This is a genomic window from Thermaerobacillus caldiproteolyticus, assembly GCF_013761245.1.
Taxonomy (GTDB): domain Bacteria; phylum Bacillota; class Bacilli; order Bacillales; family Anoxybacillaceae; genus Thermaerobacillus; species Thermaerobacillus caldiproteolyticus.
Genome location: NZ_JACDUT010000010.1, coordinates 42439 through 58507 on the forward strand (window position 1 = coordinate 42439; position 16069 = coordinate 58507).

Sequence of the window (16069 nt, forward strand, 5' to 3'; positions counted from 1 at the left end):
ACAGTTTCATCTTCAAGACTGCTTTTTGTTTTAGCAATCGAAGAGTTCAACTAAATTATCAATTTATTCTACTTGGCATTGTACCACAAAACACTTGACAAGTTTACTTAACACCGTTAAATTTAACACTGTTAAGTAAACTGCAAATTGAAAGGAGAAATGTTATGAAAGCTGCAGTATTACACAAATTCGGAGAAGTGCCCCGGTACGAAGAGTTTCCTGATCCAGTTCCCGGTCCGGATGAAGTGCTCATCCAAGTCAAAGCGGTCGCATTAGAAAATGTGGATAAAATGATGGCAGAAGGGAAACATTTCGCCAGCCGTCAATTCCTCTCCCAACTTCCAGCTATAGTCGGTTTTGACGGAATAGGCGAGCTTCCCGATGGAAAAATCGTCGGCTTCGGCGGCATAAAACCTCCGTACGGGGCAATGGCTGAAAAGGCAATCGTTCCGAAAACGAATACGGTTCCCGTTCCTGAAGGCATTGACGCCGTGACGGCCGCAGCGCTTCCGGCTTCGGCATTATCGTCTCTCTTTCCGCTGAAATGGGGGGCAAAGCTTCAACCAGGCGAAACGGTTCTGATCAATGGGGCGACGGGAGTATCCGGTAAGCTGGCCGTCCAGATCGCCAAGCTTCTAGGCGCGGGGCGGGTCGTTGGAACAGGACGCAATCCGGAGTCAATGAAACGGGTTTTGGAGCTGGGAGCGGACGCTGTCATTGATCTCAAGCAGTCCGATGAGGAACTGGCAGATTCATTTATAAAGGAAGCAGGAGAGGGTTATGATGTCATCCTCGATTTTTTGTGGGGACGTCCGACGGAAATACTGATCAAAACGTTCGTTCCTCATGAACTCGTTCCGGTGTCGCGGAGGGTGCGACTAGTACAGATTGGAGAAAAGGCTGGATCGACCATCTCACTTTCTGCGGATGCATTGCGAACCTCGGGGCTTGAGATTTTCGGAGGAGCTGCCGGTTGGACACCTGAGGCGATCAATGAAGCCACCAATCAAGTGTGGGCGTGGATAAAGGAAGGAAAGCTGAGCATGGACATTGAAACAGTCCCTCTTAAAGATATAGAAAGCGTTTGGAAGCGCACGGATTTTCAAGGCAAAAGGATAGTGATCGTGCCTTAAGCGTAAAAAGTATGGTGTAGTTCAATTAAATAATAGAAGTAGTTAACTTGATAGCGTCCAAACAGGATGAAGCTACGACTCCCGTCACCAGTTTAGAAGGAAAATCAAGTGTTACCAAAGATCAAATATGAAGCAACCGAAGATCGAGCTATTATTTATATAGAGATAGTACAAAATGTTCTTGGAATCAGTGTATTTCCTGAAATGTTTTTGTTTCGTGGATCAAATAATTCATTTAGAAGGAGATCGTTATTCGTACTATAGAGATTGCGGACAACATCTCTGAAAAATACTTCTCCAGCCGCCAAAAAGCTTATTGATTGTGTTAAATCATGGTTGAACAATCAGAACTTATTAGATTTCTGAATTGCAGTTCATTTATTCTATTTTGGAGATCATAAAAAATAGAACTATGTGCTAAATAATCAAAAAAAACTAATAAGATAAAATTACAGCTAATTCATATTACTAAAATGATTTCTATTTTTATTTTACCATTCAAGACGTCAGATGGATTGACTTGCCCAAAGACTAGGTATCACCAACAGAGAATCCACTTTAAATGATATAATCTATTTAAAAAATCATCCTGCAAATTACAGGATGATTTTTTTATGATGATATTGGAATTTAATGTTAAAATTTCTTTAGGAACCATTCGATAGGTGGTTGTAGGAAATGACGAAATTACTTTTAACATCTTCTGGTTTTTACACGGAGTTCATAAGAAATGAATGTAATCAATTATTAAATCAAGAGCCAAGCAAGATGAAAGCAGGAATTATCATTACTGCTTCTATTGAACATAAATCATTGCCATTAAAGCTAAGAGAGATTTTCTATCAATGAATTTTGGTAAAGTCGATTTTATAGATGTTGAGTTTGATGGAAATGATTGTTTGAAAAACTACGATACTATTTACATTAACGGTGGTAATCCGTTCTATTTATTCCGTCATCTAAAAAAGAGTGGTAAAAGAACTATTTGAAAATAACGTAATCATTGTTGGCGTATCTGCTGGTTCAATGATTTTAGGACCCGATGTCATGTAACAACATTGACTGGTTCCCAAGCAGTAATCATCAATAACAACGTCAAATTTAGAGTAAGTACTATTTTAGACGATTTTTCTTATTTTCCCTCCTTGAAATGAACCTGTTAATTTAATTTGTAATGATCTTCCCTATCTTGGGATTTTACTGATGCGAAAAAATCAATGTGGTGTAAAAAAACGAATGGAAAGGAAGAAAAGGCATGAAATCCATGTACCCGAAGAATGGCCGTGTTATTTTCCATGTTGACTGTAATGCCTTTTACTGTAGCTGTGAAATCGCGCGGGATCCATCATTAGAAGGAAAAGCGGTAGTAGTAGCTGGAGATCCGAAAGAACGCAGAGGGATCGTTTTGGCAGCAAACTATATAGCGAAGAATGATTTTGGGATATATACGACTATGCCTTTGTGGGAAGCGAAGAAAAAGTGTCCTCACTTGGTGATCCTGAAACCTGATTTTGACCTATATCGAGAAATGAGTACGAAAGTTTTCAATTTTTTAGCCACCTTTTCGCCTATTTTAGAACCTGCTTCTATTGATGAAGGATACTTGGATATAACAGATTGCTATTCGTTAGGGTCTCCTCTTGAAATCGCTCATCAAATTCAAAAAGGGCTGTTAGAAACATTAAAAATTCCCGTCAGCATCGGGATTGCTCCTAATAAATTCCTAGCAAAAATGGCGAGTGATATGAAAAAACCATTAGGAATTACGGTTCTTCGCAAACGTGATGTGCCAAAAGTACTTTGGCAATTACCTGTTCAATCGATGCATGGGATTGGAGAAAAAACAGCTGAAAAGTTAAAAGGCATTGGTGTTTTTACTATTGGTGAATTGGCAAAAACGGAAAAAGGAGTATTAAAAGACTTACTTGGCATCAAAGGCGTTTACTTACAGGAGCGAGCAAACGGAATAGACCACCGTCCGGTTGATCCGGAAGCCGTTCTTAAATGGAAAACCATCGGCAATTCCACCACCCTTTCTCATAATGTAACTGAGGAACATACTCTCATTGAAGTGTTACGTAGACTGTCTGATTCAGTCAGCAGCCGAATGAAAAGGAAGCGAGTGGTTTCATCCACTCTTCAAATTACTATTCGTTACGCTAATTTTCAGACGGTTACTCGGAGTAAAACATGGCTGAATCCGTTTCAGGAACAAGAGGAAATTTTTAGGTATGCGGTGCAGCTATTGAAACAGCATTGGAACGGAGATCCGGTGAGGTTGCTGGGGATTACTGCTTTGGATGTATTGGATAAAAAAGAATCTACCAAACAATTAGATTTGTTCAGCTTTGAAGAAGATGCGAAAGATGAACCATTGTTGAATGCCATTGAACAGTTAAAACGAAAATTCGGTGAAGGAATTATTCAACCTGTGTCTGAACTTCTTCACAAAGAAAAAAGTCTGAAAGAAAAGATACGATTGCGGTACGATACGAAACAGAAAAAAAAGGACGGTGAATCTATGTAAGTATTGATATGGATCATGTACCGGAGGCTGCTAAAAGTGTAATGATACACGGAAAATATAAGTAAAACCAAGACAATTAGTTATTTATGTAGGAAGATGGCAGACTCATTTATTCTATTCTAAAGACATAAAGACCGAATCAAAGTAGAGCGTTACGAAAAGAAGAGCAGTTTAGTTGAAGAGGGTATATCAATTTGGATAGAGAATTTGTTTTTATATGTATATAATGAATTGGCAATTCGAGATTCGTAAGGCAACAGTTCAAGATATAGAAGGAATTGTAAGGTTGCGTTTGGAACTTTTTAAGGAATTAGGAGAAGTACGGTCTGGACAAGAGGAAACTCTTGTCCTAACAGCTACAAAAAAATATTTAGAGGAAGCACTTTCTAATAATGAGTTTATTTCCTTTTTAGCTTTATCAAATCATAATGTTATAAGTATTAGTGGGATGGTTTTATTTAAACGCCCACCTTACTTAGCTAATTTAAAGGGACTTGAAGCTTATATACTGAATATGTATACGATTCCTCAATATCGGGGGAAAGGTTTAGCAAGAAAATTGTTAGAGCATTGTATGGAGGAATGCAAAAAAATCGGGGTAAAACGAATTTGGTTACATGCATCTGATGATGGAATACCATTATATAAAAATATGGGATTTATTTTTAAAAACAGTGAAATGGAATTATTTATTTAAGTAGTACTTTTATCTTTTATAATTAGAGATAAGAAATAGTGCTTGTCTTGTTTGAATAATAGGATCAGATCAATGTAATTATTAACCAATAATGTTAGTGTGATACTATAAAGTTTATAATGTAAAAAAAAGGGGGGAGGAATTATGAAGGTTACTCAAACTACTCATTATGAGATAATTGCAAAATTAAATAAACCCGTGCACGATCTGCATTTTGAATTGTACCCTAAATATTTTAAGGAATATAACTATGAGGCAATTAAAGAATTTTTTAAAAGTATTATTCAGAACGACAGTTTTATTTTTCTTCTGTTAGAAGATAATGGAGAAACGCTCGGTTATGCTTGGATAGAGATTAGAAAATATCCAGAAACTGCTTTTAAAAAGGCGTATAAATCTGTATATGTTCATCAGATTAGTGTAGCAAAATCCCAAAGGAAAAAGGGATATGGTTCAAGATTAATGGAAGAGGTTTATGAAATTGCCAAAAACAACGAAATAGATGTAATTGAATTGGATTATTGGTTTGAAAATAATATTGCAAAAGACTTTTACAAAAAACATGGATTTACGAAGTACAGGGAATTTGTTTATAAAAAACTATAAATTCAATAATTGGTGGCATTTGTGTATATTTTGATTTTGTGCTATCGAAGCTATTGTTATATGAACCTTTAGATACTGATTGTCATTGCAATTGTTGAATAGTGCTTTTCGATTTCGTTAACAAAAGAAAAGGATAAAATGAAACACGCTCCTTTAATTGGTGGAACGGGGATGTTAAAGACGTTACGCCTTTGGCTGGTGAAACAGGAATATCACGTTTTTTGCGATTTGATATTAGATTGCAACTCGAAAATAAAGAAAGAATCGCCGATCATGTTTAAAACATGATGTACAGCTAGGATTTATTATCGAAAATGGCTATTCAAGATGGGTTACCCCATGAAGAACAAGATCCGAAGCAAAAGGATTTTGAACATTCCTGTTTTATTCACAGACTAAACCATCTATCAAATTGATTCGTTTCTCCTCGTGTTTATTTATTAGAGTGCTTTAGTGGGAACGGTTTACTATCATTGTTTAGCTGACGATACCAGCATTTTCACTAATGTAGGTGCAGGTGATGATTGTTTCCATTTTTCTAAATCAAATGATGGGATTAATGTAACAGGTAAGGTTGATGCTGGCTAATCCTCGTGATTTGTCTTGAAAGGAGCAAGTTTATCTTATGATTAATATTAAACCTATATATTTTATTCTAGCTAGTATTTTATTTGTGATATTTCAAGCGTTTGTGATCATAAGAAAAAAGGAGTTTAATTTTTGGAGTGTATTAGCAAAATACATTTTTTTAAACTATTGTCTATACGCTATTTTCTTACTCTTTTTCCCTATTTATATTGATCCGAGAGCAATAGATACAAGTCAAGCGGTTTCTAGTAATATTAATATTATTCCCTTCGCTTCGTTAATAGATATGGCAATATTCGATACAAAGTACGGTTATTATACATCCTTAGTCAAGAACATTATGGGGAATACTCTGCTACTTTTGCCATTGTCTTTTTACCTAACAGTAATCTGGGATAAACTTAAAACTGTTAAAACAGTATTGATTACCTCTCTTTCCATCCCGATTTTAATCGAATTGATTCAACTAATAGAAAATATTTTTCAAGGAACTGGAAGAAAAGTAGATATTGATGATGTGATACTAAATGGAGTCGGCTTTTTTATGGGATACTGGATTGCAGTTAAACTTTACTCACCAATCAAAGAAATGCTTTCACAATCGAATGTTAGTTTAAAAAAACACAATTTATAAGCAACCAGCTATGGTATCGACACTCGGATCTACCAATCCATGTTGAAATGATATGCTCAATATCCGAAAAAAATCTGATAGAACAAATCCGTTCCAACGAAACGACGCGTATAGTTTTTATTTGGCGTCGAGTAATGGGGAACGGGATGTTCCAGAAACCAACAGTAGGTGACGTTGGTTCGGATTTGTTCGATAGTTTCGCGCATCGAGCGAATCCTAAATACATTTTAAACAACATCACTGGATCCATACTTAGACATCCATGATCAGGAGAATAGAGATTTTTCACCATATCAATAAATGGCTGCATCTAGTTTTCTTACCAAGTGATCCTCTAGGACCAGATCATCCAATTTCACTGTCGTTTCGGTATAGAGCACATTATCTTGGTGTCGCTGGTCGAAGCATCGTTCTTTCCCTCCATTCGTCCTGCCTCCATAATAAAACAGCTTGCCGACTTTATCGACAAGCTGAAATAAGCATAATATGTCAAACAGCTTATTTATATTTTAATAGACACAAATTATCATCTGAGGTACTACGCCGCGGCACGGCTAGTTAATGGGCTTTGTTAATTATTTATTCGGCTTCAGCCGTTTTAAGCATTCGAAACATCGGGAGCATGACCAGAATGCCAATAACAAAGAATGCGGCAGAGGTCTGATAGATCGTGACTAGGGAGAATTGTTTTTTCAACAGACCAGCCAAGCTCATCGTGATGACCATCGAACCCATGAACAGAGGGGTCAATATGCCGTTAACACGTCCTACGAACGTTTCGTCGGTATTGTTCAGTATAATCGTATTAATACCGATATGGAGAGCAGGCATGAATAGACCGATGATAAACTCAGCCAGCAAAGTAAGCCAGAACATGGTAGACCAACCCATCACAAAAATTCCTACAGCCATCGCACCCATCCCCAGCATCAGTAGGATGTGCGGCGCAATCCGATTGGAGAAGACCATCGCCACAGCGCCACCGATGATCATCGCTGCCCCATGAGCTGTGAACAGCCATTGCAAGTAATCCTTTTCCAGACCAAGGCGCTCTGTTACTAGAAAGATGGCCAACGGGTGGATTAATCCAAGCCCTAATCCGGCAGCCATGAAGCCGCCTCCTAAAGTCACAAGAATCTTGCGCGACCACACATATTGAAAGCCGAGCTTTATTTCATGCCAGATCGATGTCTCGCTTTCGTCTTTCTTTTCTATCCGGTCGGGAGGCAATAAGGTCAGTACGAGAGCAGATAATAGGAAAGCTATACCTACTATCGCCATAGAGATATAGATACCGAATTGTTGAAAGACGAAGGTGCCTAATATCGGACCGATGATCATGAAAATGGCCATCATTGTCTGGAATAATGACATACCCGCCTGCATTTGTTCTCCTGGAACGTGTACTTTGAACAACTTCATCCCCGAAGGCTGAGAGAACTGCGACAGGATCGCGGAGGCGAATGTTGCGAGGAAAACAGCCTTCCACGTGCCAAACAGAAGCGCCATTAATATGACAAATATCGATATAGCGCTTAAGAGGTCGCACCAGATCATCGTTCGTTTTGGCCGCCAACGGTCTGCGAACGTACCCCCAATAAAGGAAAAGATAAAAATCGGTGCAAATTCAGCCACCGATATGAGTGAGACGGCAAGCGCATCCCCATTTGTCTTCTCGGTGACAAACAATAGAATCGCAAAGTTACGTACCCAAATGCCAACCTGAATAAACAAGCCGGCTGTCATAATCGTTTGGATAAAACGATTACGTAATAGGGAAGCCATGGATGGATTCGAGTTTGTTGATGACATAAGAATGACCTCTCTATCTTATATTGATTTAATAATTGGACGTCAACTAACATTTAGCTTTTTGCAAGGTTTAATTGCCATGAAACACCATATTTATCTTCCACCCAACCAAACTTTTCGCTAAATGGATAAGCGGCTAATGGCATTAGAACTTTGCCACCTTGCGATAACTGCTCAAAAACTCTATTTATTTCTTCTTCGGTATCACATGTTACAAACAGTGACATTGCAGGAGTAAAAGGGTGCTCTTGCTTGTTGCTATTATCGATCGCCATAAACGTTTGTCCTTTTAATGTGAATGTAGCATGTAATACTGTTCCATCTTCATGACGGAAAACACTATTTATTTCTGATTGATCAAATACAGAGGCGTAAAAATTCATTGCTTCTTCAGCCTTGCCATTGAACATGAAACACGTAGTAATTTTTTGATTTGAATTTCTCATTTCAACCAGCTCCTTTTATCGCATGTAAGAACGACATAAATTCTAGTCTCGACAAACGGGCGAATGTACGTTCCTATTACTGTATTATCTGTGATTAGAAACAGATTGTCAACTGTTACAATTTTATCTTTTTAAATAAGAAATCCTTGTTTTTGGGACTGATTATCATAACACAAAAATATATACATATATAGAACTTACTGGAGTTCACAAATGCGACGAAATTAGCTAAATCGATGGAGAATTTTTACTCACCAGCTATCTTGACCCGCAGTACTGCATGAATTGGATTACACAACATAGTGATCAAATTCCAAACCAATCGGCAGTTTTGAATAAAACTCGTGAATGGGTACATCAACATACTTCTACCGGTTCACCTATCTCCGCATTAAATTAAATTACAGACTAAATACTAGGGAGCAAAGTGGCTCCCTCACATTTTCTTACTATCTCTCCCCATTGGAAGTTAAGATATATATTACAGTAAAAAGGTCTAATGAGTATAATCGACAAGAAGGAAGTGCTTTTATGTGGATCATTAAGACTCAGCATAAAAACGAGGATGGGGCAACAGTTGCACTTGAATTGGAAAGTGAAGACGGCCAATTCGATGCGAATATCAGATGGGACGGATGTATGGAAGTTCATGTTTATTCGGTTACTGAAGAAAAGCGTGAACTGCATGATACTTTTCATACCTGTGATGTAAAGGGATTTATAGAAAAGCTACAGTCTCTAAATGGAGTGTGTACGGAGTTTTTTGGAGAAGGAAGCTATTGGGAGGCAAAAAACTAACGATAAATCAGACGGTAAAAACGAACCATAACGTGTATATAGCGTCCGCTTATATTTACAGACCACTGCAAATTAAAAAGCGTTAGGCATGCTAACGCTTCCTTCTTTTTACAATCCACTTATTTAGAAATGTATACAATATAGAACTATATTCTAAATAATCAACCACATAAAAGAAATGAGGATAATAAGACTATAATTATACAAGTTAGTCTTAGGTGGTAATGCCATTAAACCAGAAAGTGTCAAATTGCCGCTTTACAAAATAATGAAAAAAATGAATAACTTACGATGAAATATTTTCAAAGAAAATTTGTTATCCATAGTTAATGGAAGGAAATAAGATTAATTTAAGTAGAAATTCATTTTTATCGTAACAGCCAAGTTCGATGCAGACGATTGATGGCTCTTAATTTTTAGCGGAATGACAAAAGTTGAAGACTCATCTTTATCGGGAGGGAAAATTTGATGAAGAAATATCCTCTTATCATGATCAGCATCGTTTTTCTGCTAACTGGCTGTTTAAAGCAAGAAGAAAACAGTTCTCAAAATGAACAACAAACAAGTAACAACGTCAATATGGAAATCGTTGCCCAAGATTTAAGTGTGCCATGGGCAATCGACTGGGACGGGACATCTTTTTATATTTCAGAGCGGACTGGCTCAATTGTAAAAATTACAGGCGACAGAAAAAATAGACAGAATCTCCATTTAGAAAAGAAGCTTTCAACGGCATCTGAAGCTGGTGTATTAGGTTTTGTGCTTCATCCTGAGAAAAAGAATTATGACTTTCTTTACTATACATATGAGGATAAAAAAGGACAATTTAATCGTGTTGTAGAAATACGAGAAGAAAATAATGAATGGTTTGAAGAAAAGGTTTTGCTTGACCAAATTCCAAGCGGAAACGTTCATCATGGTGGAAGAATAAAAATCGGACCGGACAAAAAATTGTACATCACAACTGGAGATGCTACAGAACCGATGCTTGCCCAAGACAAGACATCTCTTGGGGGAAAATTTTGCGTATGAATCTCGACGGCACCATACCGGACGATAATCCTTATTCCAACTCCCTTGTCTATAGCTATGGACACCGCAACCCACAAGGCTTGGCATGGGATGAAGCAGGTCAGCTTTATAGCTCTGAGCACGGCTCAAGTGCACATGATGAAATTAACTTGATTAAACCGAAAGGAAATTATGGCTGGCCTTTTATTCAAGGAAATGAGAAAGAAGACGGGATGATCGCACCATTGTTCCATTCAGGAGATCATACTTGGGCGCCATCTGGAATTGCTTATCATAATGGGATTTTGTATGTTGCACAGCTACGGGGGGAAGGTGTTTTAGCGTTCGATTTAAAAAATAAAACATATAAACAAATCGTTTCCAACGTAGGGCGCGTGCGGGATATATTCATATTGAGAGATCATTTATTTTTTGTCACAAACAACACGGATGGAAGAGGGGTTCCATCCAATCATGATGACAAATTCATCAAAATGCCCATTCCGAAAGCTTTTTGATGCAAAGAAATACTCATTTTTCCGGATCGATAGTCCACACTGATCGAAGTTATCGAAATCGATAGGAAATAGTCAAGGAAATAGTCATCAAGACATAAGTCAAGGAATCGATTAACCAATATAACAGGAGGTGATCATATCACATGCAAAAACAATTATTCACGGCTTTTCTTTTAATTCTTCTATTGTTATTAGTTTCTTGTTCATCAGAAGAAATGGTACAACGAGAAGGAAATCAAGTCAAAATGGCGACTGTTCAGAGCGAAAACATTGCTAATCAGAAAAATGTTGATACGCAAGCAGTAGCGGAACCGAAAAAAGATACTCCACAGCAAAACACTCAATCGCAAAAAGATCACAAGGTTACTACCGCTCCTGCTGATAAAACGAAAAATCTAACAACAAAAGAAGACGCAGCCAAGTCAATTACAAAAAGCGAAGCGCAGAAACAAGAGGTAAAAGACGTTAAACAGCCACAAGAATTCAAGAGTTCGACTAATCAACATCCAGCCAATAAAAAATCATCTACCAATGAGCAGAAGCAAACGAACACAGCAATCACTTATGATCAAGTGAAAAGAACTCTCCATAAAGGCATGAGTAAAGAGGAAGTGGAAGCGTTCTTAAAGGTTACAGGAGTGAAAATCGTCAGTGCGTTGGACGAGAAAACAATGTACCGATATGATATAGCTTTTCCTGACCATTATCAGTTTACCGCAAGCTTAACGGAAGATGGAACGCAATTAGATGACGTAGACATTGATGGGGTCAAAAAATATAAAGGATCCATCGTCTTTGTGGAATATGATGAACAAGCCAATATAAAAGGATACTCTATTATCTATGTGGATGAAAAAACACAAAAAGTCCATGCCTACTATCATTACCCAACCTTTGAAAAAACGGATATTCTAGAATAATCCAAAAAACGACCGGCACAATCGTTGGTCGTTTTTTGGAGTGCAATCATAGCGTACCAAATTTGGATATGGACTCCACGTCATCAACTTTCTGAGAAGGAGATCATGGATTTGGAACAATGTCTAGAAAGTTACTCAAATGTTCGCCCCATCTATGAAATGGTGCAAGATGATCACGAAGCGATTCGTCAAGCAGACTACCAATTCGTTTTTACGTTGGCTTTTCCATCAGCTTTCCGATTCAAAACAGCCGTTTTATCAATATGCTCGGCGCTTGCGCAGCGATTTGCAGGCAGTAAAACATGCTTTTCTTCTCCCATACAGTAGGGGTACTAGAAGGGTAAATAAACCGGTTGAAAACTATTAAACGAATGATGTATGGCCGAGCTGGATTAGCTCTGTTAGAAAAACGTATTCTCTATAGGCTGTACTCATTATTTTAATAAAACAATAAAAATCCCCAATAGGATGATAGGTAATCATTCACCAAAAGAACGTAAGAACCAATTTTAAATCGTTGTTGACAATGACAGGAGAACGAATAAAATTTAATGCTAAAATTCACAACATATATATCATCTATAAAAAAACAAAAAGGAAACGTAAGGGAATACCCAAACAGCGGGATATCTACAGAAAATGTAAATAATACAAGGAACTTAAATAATATACATTTCGTTCACCATACTTAAACGTATCTAAATGTTGAATTTCAAACGGGGTGGGGAAACAGGGAACAGTCCAAGCTATTTTTTTAAATATTGTTTTAGTGTGCTTTTATAGCTACTTTTATTTACTAGTTAAAAAGGGAAACAGACTATCTTCAGATAGCCTGTTTAATAATTTTTTATAATATTTTTTCAATCGGTTTGCTTAGCAAAGATGAGTGAAGAGCGTCTCTGTTTTTTAGAATTTTTTGAAGGTTTATTAGATGTAGATGTCGAATTCATGAGTAGGATTGAATAATTTTAGGAAGATTATTTGTGTATGTATTTAAGTTTTAAGCAATAAATGCATTTAATCATTATAAATGAACAGGAGATGACGGAATTTGTCTTTAAAAAATTATGGAGTTTTAAAAGGGAAACCGGTCGACTCTATGATGGGAAGAGGACAGAATTCTCATTATCAAGTTCTTATCAAGGATGATGAGGAAGGTATTCAATATCGAATAGCCATTAATATTAAATCTCAATCTTATCCTTCAGAAGTATTATATTTTGTTGGGGAGGATTTCCATTCAGAAGACATTACAAAGTTACCTGACTTAGAGTTTGGTTTTACTCCTATAAAAAATAATAACCCAGACATTGGGCTTGATTATATCAGAGGAAATTTATTCGATCCTGGAAAGATGATTCCTCTCCCAGCTGATGTAGAGGGACCAGATAACGATTTGAACGAAAAGATTCAATATTATATTAAGCAAGCTATTGATAAGAAGGCAATTATATACGCTTTTGGAGAGAGATGGGGCCCAGAGCAAAATAAACCTGATAAGTATTTTGGCTTTTTACCTGGTAATGGTATACATGATATTCATATGAACCAAGGAAATGTAGGGAGATGGAAAAATGATAACGGGATATGGCAGGATGGGGGAATTCTAATACATTTTGAACAAGAGAAAAGGTGGGTAGCCATTTTTCTAGCTTTCCAATCTCAATCATGGTGTACAGATGAAAAGGGGAATGCAATCAAAACAGTAGAAGAATGTAACCATAAAAATGTGAATAATCAGTAAAAAAAGTTTTATACTGGACATTAACAATAAAAAAGTGTTTACCTTAGAGTAAACAATTTGTATTTAAGGTTTGTAAAATAAGACACAATGTTCTATAACTGAACATTAATGTTTAATAGTTGCCGTTTAATATCCCACCCTTTAGGTTTCATATCTGGATTGAACCATTTTCCTCCATCTTCAATCCATTTTTTACGGTATTCCTCAAATGAAAGTCCTTCACTGTCATCATCAAATCCAAATTCAAAACCGCAACAATCACATATTTCATAAGAAGGATTACCATCATGATCATAAGGCATTTCTTCTAACCCATCATAACCACAAACCGGACAGATATTTTTCATTTTTATCATCTCCTATTGCTTCTTAAAATACTTAATTCCTTCTTTAGGTTTGAAATAAGTCCTTATAACACCATCTTTTGTAACTACAGCAAACTCATTAGTCGATTTATTATAGAACAGTATATCTCCGTTTGAACGAGTTTTTGTTAAGATATTCCCACCTGGTTTTGAGTTAATTAGATTCCTTGCTCTTTCTAAGTATTCATCCATTGTTATATTGCCAAATTCCTTTTGTTTAACTACATGTTTAATATAATGACTTCTTAGAAGCTTTTCTGATGCAAAATTAGCATTTTTAAAATCACCAATACCTTTACTAAAATTTTCTTCGTATGTTTTAGAGCTACAACCAATAGTAAGTATGAATACTAATAAAAATAGTAATAAGCTCCAAAGTGTTCTTTTCATCCTTATTCCAACCCCTCGAATCATTTTCTTTGGAAAGGAATACGAATTTCACCCTTTTAGGGTAGGAAAATAGTTACCTATATGTGCCTATTCTTTTATCGATATATTTTGCTGAATGAATAAAAGGTCAGAAACTCTATCATATTTTAGCGAAAACTAGAAGAGAAAATCAAGCTGCGCCCATTTTGGTGATGGGCTTTTTTGTTTGATGAACAAGAAGTTCTATCATAAAAATAATCTCAACACCAAATAAATCGTTGGATGTAAAAAGTGACTAAAAATAAAAAAGAGCCACTTCTTTTTAGAGAGTGACTTTGTATGAGTACAATTATTACAGGTTACAGGGCTAGTATATAAGTAAATTCATTACTTCATGCATATTGCTTTATCTAAGAGAAGAACCGTGTTTGATTTTTATTATTTGCCCATAAGCCTCGTTAAAGCCATCCCAAGAAATCCAACACCCATTCCTATGAGCCATCCGATTTGGGGACTTCCTAACCAAGCTCCCAATCCTCCACCAAGAAACATGCAGCCAACAAACACTAATCCTCCAGCTCCCCATTTTTTCTGCTTCATTATTCAATCACCCCCTTTTAATTAAAACATATGTAGCTAACTAACCTTTCCTGCACATAATATGTTAGATATTAGAGACTTTTAGATCCCTTCAGCAACAATTCAAAATTCCAAAATTTTATTCGTGAAATCATATTATTTTTGTGGACATCTAACAATCTATTGTTCTTGGTTTTCCTGTTAGTCCTGATGTTAAACATTCAAAAAATGAATTAGCAGATTGAAAATAATTAACATTGATAAAATAATCTCGGATCGCTGCCTGAAACATTATGTACAGTTAAGATTTATTATCGAAAATAGCCATTCAAGATGGCTAACCCATGAAGAAATATCAGCAGGTGTGATTTTAAAAATTTTTTGAGAGTAAAAGAATTCAATGGCATATAAAAATTTAAAGTAAGCCCCAGTTTATAGATGATCGATACTTTCATAAAAGATTATTAATTAAAAAATAAGGTAAATAACAATTTTCCTATATCCGGATTTCGGGCGATAAGTGAGATCTGTCTCTTTATGTTGAAATCTGCAATCGGAAGAACCTTAATAATGGATCGATCTATATTATAGGTGAAAATTTCCGGAAGAATAGATATGCCTAAATTTGCTGAAATAAACCCAATAATACTTTGGCCAAAGTCAATTTCAAAAGAAATATTCGGTTGAGAATGATGAAGTCTATATGCTTCTTCTATTAACATGCGAACATCGCATGAAGAAGGGAGAACAACAAGAGGTTCATCTTTGAAATCCTTAAAATAAATTATATCTTCATGCCTAGCCAGTGGATGAAGATGATTGACAAACAAATAAAAAGGTTCTTTAAAAAGAGGCTTAGACCAGTATGAATGTTGAATTTCTCGATCATCTAATAGCGCAGCATCGATGTCTCCAGTATGCAGGTTATTTAAAATATCATAAAAGCTATAAGAAATTTTAATACTCACTTCCCGGTTGTGTTCCTTAGCGGTAGCTAATTTATATGGGAGATAAAAGCTGGCAATACTTGGCCACGTTCCAATTTTAATTTCTGATGTTTCTTGTGTAGATAGAATTTTTCTCTGTATAGAACGAATTTTATGTAAAACAGGTTCAATTTCTCTAAATAAAATATCCCCAGCTTCTGTTAATTCTACTCCTTTTGCAGAACGTGTAAATAAAGTTGCTCCTAGATCTTCTTCTAATTTTCTAATTTGTTTGCTTAATGCTGGCTGTGTCATATGAAGCTGCTCACTAGCTTTTGTTAAGCTTTTTGTCTTCGCTGTTACCAAGAAAGCCTCTAGCCACTCTGTTCTCATTTT

The 16069-nt window shown here is 36.4% G+C and carries 16 protein-coding genes and 2 pseudogenes; 11 read left to right on the top strand and 7 right to left on the bottom strand.

What is annotated here, in order from left to right; all coding sequences use genetic code 11:
* Positions 1 to 197 precede the first annotated feature (197 nt).
* The 6 genes from HNR31_RS14430 to HNR31_RS14455 all read left to right on the top strand — a co-directional run bounded on the left by HNR31_RS14430 (position 198) and on the right by HNR31_RS14455 (position 6185).
* Entirely contained in the window at positions 198 to 1133 is a 936-nt protein-coding gene (locus HNR31_RS14430) for a quinone oxidoreductase family protein (protein ID WP_309505720.1), read from the top strand.
* Between the two features lie 678 nt (positions 1134 to 1811).
* Entirely contained in the window at positions 1812 to 1982 is a 171-nt protein-coding gene (locus HNR31_RS14435; protein ID WP_181556928.1) for a hypothetical protein, read from the top strand.
* A 406-nt stretch (positions 1983 to 2388) separates the two neighbouring features.
* Complete coding sequence (locus HNR31_RS14440; RefSeq protein ID WP_181556929.1) at positions 2389 to 3660, top strand: DNA polymerase IV; 1272 nt, start codon at positions 2389 to 2391, stop codon at positions 3658 to 3660.
* Positions 3661 to 3886: 226 nt separating this feature from the next.
* The gene (locus HNR31_RS14445; protein ID WP_181556993.1) at positions 3887 to 4357 is read left to right on the top strand and encodes a GNAT family N-acetyltransferase; all 471 of its coding nucleotides are present in this window, start codon (positions 3887 to 3889) and stop codon (positions 4355 to 4357) included.
* A gap of 144 nt (positions 4358 to 4501) precedes the next feature.
* Positions 4502 to 4963: a GNAT family N-acetyltransferase gene (locus HNR31_RS14450; protein ID WP_181556930.1), complete on the top strand. Its 462-nt coding sequence runs from the start codon at positions 4502 to 4504 to the stop codon at positions 4961 to 4963.
* 625 nt (positions 4964 to 5588) lie between these two features.
* On the top strand, positions 5589 to 6185 hold the full coding sequence (locus HNR31_RS14455; RefSeq protein ID WP_181556931.1) for a VanZ family protein: 597 nt from the start codon (positions 5589 to 5591) through the stop codon (positions 6183 to 6185).
* A gap of 68 nt (positions 6186 to 6253) precedes the next feature.
* Here HNR31_RS14455 and HNR31_RS14460 read toward each other — a convergent pair.
* The 3 genes and pseudogenes from HNR31_RS14460 to HNR31_RS14470 form a co-directional block, all read right to left on the bottom strand.
* Positions 6254 to 6565: pseudogene (locus HNR31_RS14460) on the bottom strand (transposase); the annotation flags it as partial.
* A 199-nt stretch (positions 6566 to 6764) separates the two neighbouring features.
* Entirely contained in the window at positions 6765 to 7997 is a 1233-nt protein-coding gene (locus tag HNR31_RS14465; RefSeq protein ID WP_181556932.1) for an MFS transporter, read from the bottom strand.
* Between the two features lie 53 nt (positions 7998 to 8050).
* A complete protein-coding gene (locus tag HNR31_RS14470; RefSeq protein WP_181556933.1) occupies positions 8051 to 8443 on the bottom strand; it encodes a VOC family protein in 393 nt (130 codons plus the stop codon).
* A 531-nt stretch (positions 8444 to 8974) separates the two neighbouring features.
* Here HNR31_RS14470 and HNR31_RS14475 point away from each other — a divergent pair.
* The 5 genes and pseudogenes from HNR31_RS14475 to HNR31_RS14495 all read left to right on the top strand — a co-directional run bounded on the left by HNR31_RS14475 (position 8975) and on the right by HNR31_RS14495 (position 13434).
* Positions 8975 to 9241 (top strand): hypothetical protein, encoded by a 267-nt coding sequence (locus tag HNR31_RS14475; RefSeq protein WP_181556934.1) that lies wholly within the window; start codon positions 8975 to 8977, stop codon positions 9239 to 9241.
* Between the two features lie 468 nt (positions 9242 to 9709).
* Positions 9710 to 10770: pseudogene (locus HNR31_RS14480) on the top strand (PQQ-dependent sugar dehydrogenase).
* A 143-nt stretch (positions 10771 to 10913) separates the two neighbouring features.
* A complete protein-coding gene (locus tag HNR31_RS14485; RefSeq protein ID WP_181556935.1) occupies positions 10914 to 11690 on the top strand; it encodes a hypothetical protein in 777 nt (258 codons plus the stop codon).
* 111 nt (positions 11691 to 11801) lie between these two features.
* On the top strand, positions 11802 to 12017 hold the full coding sequence (locus HNR31_RS14490) for a hypothetical protein (protein ID WP_181556936.1): 216 nt from the start codon (positions 11802 to 11804) through the stop codon (positions 12015 to 12017).
* A gap of 724 nt (positions 12018 to 12741) precedes the next feature.
* Positions 12742 to 13434, top strand: a complete 693-nt coding sequence (locus tag HNR31_RS14495) for a DUF2278 family protein (RefSeq protein WP_181556937.1) — start codon at positions 12742 to 12744, stop codon at positions 13432 to 13434.
* A 92-nt stretch (positions 13435 to 13526) separates the two neighbouring features.
* Here the strand turns inward: HNR31_RS14495 and HNR31_RS14500 are convergent, their stop codons facing one another.
* From HNR31_RS14500 to HNR31_RS14515, 4 genes are all read right to left on the bottom strand, one after another.
* Positions 13527 to 13781 carry a hypothetical protein gene (locus HNR31_RS14500; protein ID WP_181556938.1) on the bottom strand — a complete coding sequence of 85 codons (255 nt, stop codon included), beginning with the start codon at positions 13779 to 13781 and terminating at the stop codon, positions 13527 to 13529.
* Between the two features lie 12 nt (positions 13782 to 13793).
* The gene (locus HNR31_RS14505; protein WP_181556939.1) at positions 13794 to 14189 is read right to left on the bottom strand and encodes a hypothetical protein; all 396 of its coding nucleotides are present in this window, start codon (positions 14187 to 14189) and stop codon (positions 13794 to 13796) included.
* A 417-nt stretch (positions 14190 to 14606) separates the two neighbouring features.
* On the bottom strand, positions 14607 to 14768 hold the full coding sequence (locus HNR31_RS14510) for a hypothetical protein (protein ID WP_181556940.1): 162 nt from the start codon (positions 14766 to 14768) through the stop codon (positions 14607 to 14609).
* Positions 14769 to 15211: 443 nt separating this feature from the next.
* On the bottom strand, positions 15212 to 16066 hold the full coding sequence (locus tag HNR31_RS14515) for a LysR family transcriptional regulator (RefSeq protein WP_181556941.1): 855 nt from the start codon (positions 16064 to 16066) through the stop codon (positions 15212 to 15214).
* Positions 16067 to 16069 lie beyond the last annotated feature (3 nt).

Bases quoted from the DNA above. Each gene is read 5' to 3' on its own strand.
- HNR31_RS14435 (WP_181556928.1), top strand. From the start codon at position 1,812: ATGACGAAATTACTTTTAACATCTTCTGGTTTTTACACGGAGTTCATA.
- HNR31_RS14440 (WP_181556929.1), top strand. From the start codon at position 2,389: ATGAAATCCATGTACCCGAAGAATGGCCGTGTTATTTTCCATGTTGAC.
- HNR31_RS14445 (WP_181556993.1), top strand. From the start codon at position 3,887: ATGAATTGGCAATTCGAGATTCGTAAGGCAACAGTTCAAGATATAGAA.
- HNR31_RS14450 (WP_181556930.1), top strand. From the start codon at position 4,502: ATGAAGGTTACTCAAACTACTCATTATGAGATAATTGCAAAATTAAAT.
- HNR31_RS14455 (WP_181556931.1), top strand. From the start codon at position 5,589: ATGATTAATATTAAACCTATATATTTTATTCTAGCTAGTATTTTATTT.
- HNR31_RS14465 (WP_181556932.1), bottom strand. From the start codon at position 7,997: ATGTCATCAACAAACTCGAATCCATCCATGGCTTCCCTATTACGTAAT.
- HNR31_RS14470 (WP_181556933.1), bottom strand. From the start codon at position 8,443: ATGAGAAATTCAAATCAAAAAATTACTACGTGTTTCATGTTCAATGGC.
- HNR31_RS14475 (WP_181556934.1), top strand. From the start codon at position 8,975: ATGTGGATCATTAAGACTCAGCATAAAAACGAGGATGGGGCAACAGTT.
- HNR31_RS14485 (WP_181556935.1), top strand. From the start codon at position 10,914: ATGCAAAAACAATTATTCACGGCTTTTCTTTTAATTCTTCTATTGTTA.
- HNR31_RS14500 (WP_181556938.1), bottom strand. From the start codon at position 13,781: ATGAAAAATATCTGTCCGGTTTGTGGTTATGATGGGTTAGAAGAAATG.
- HNR31_RS14505 (WP_181556939.1), bottom strand. From the start codon at position 14,189: ATGAAAAGAACACTTTGGAGCTTATTACTATTTTTATTAGTATTCATA.
- HNR31_RS14510 (WP_181556940.1), bottom strand. From the start codon at position 14,768: ATGAAGCAGAAAAAATGGGGAGCTGGAGGATTAGTGTTTGTTGGCTGC.
- HNR31_RS14515 (WP_181556941.1), bottom strand. From the start codon at position 16,066: ATGAGAACAGAGTGGCTAGAGGCTTTCTTGGTAACAGCGAAGACAAAA.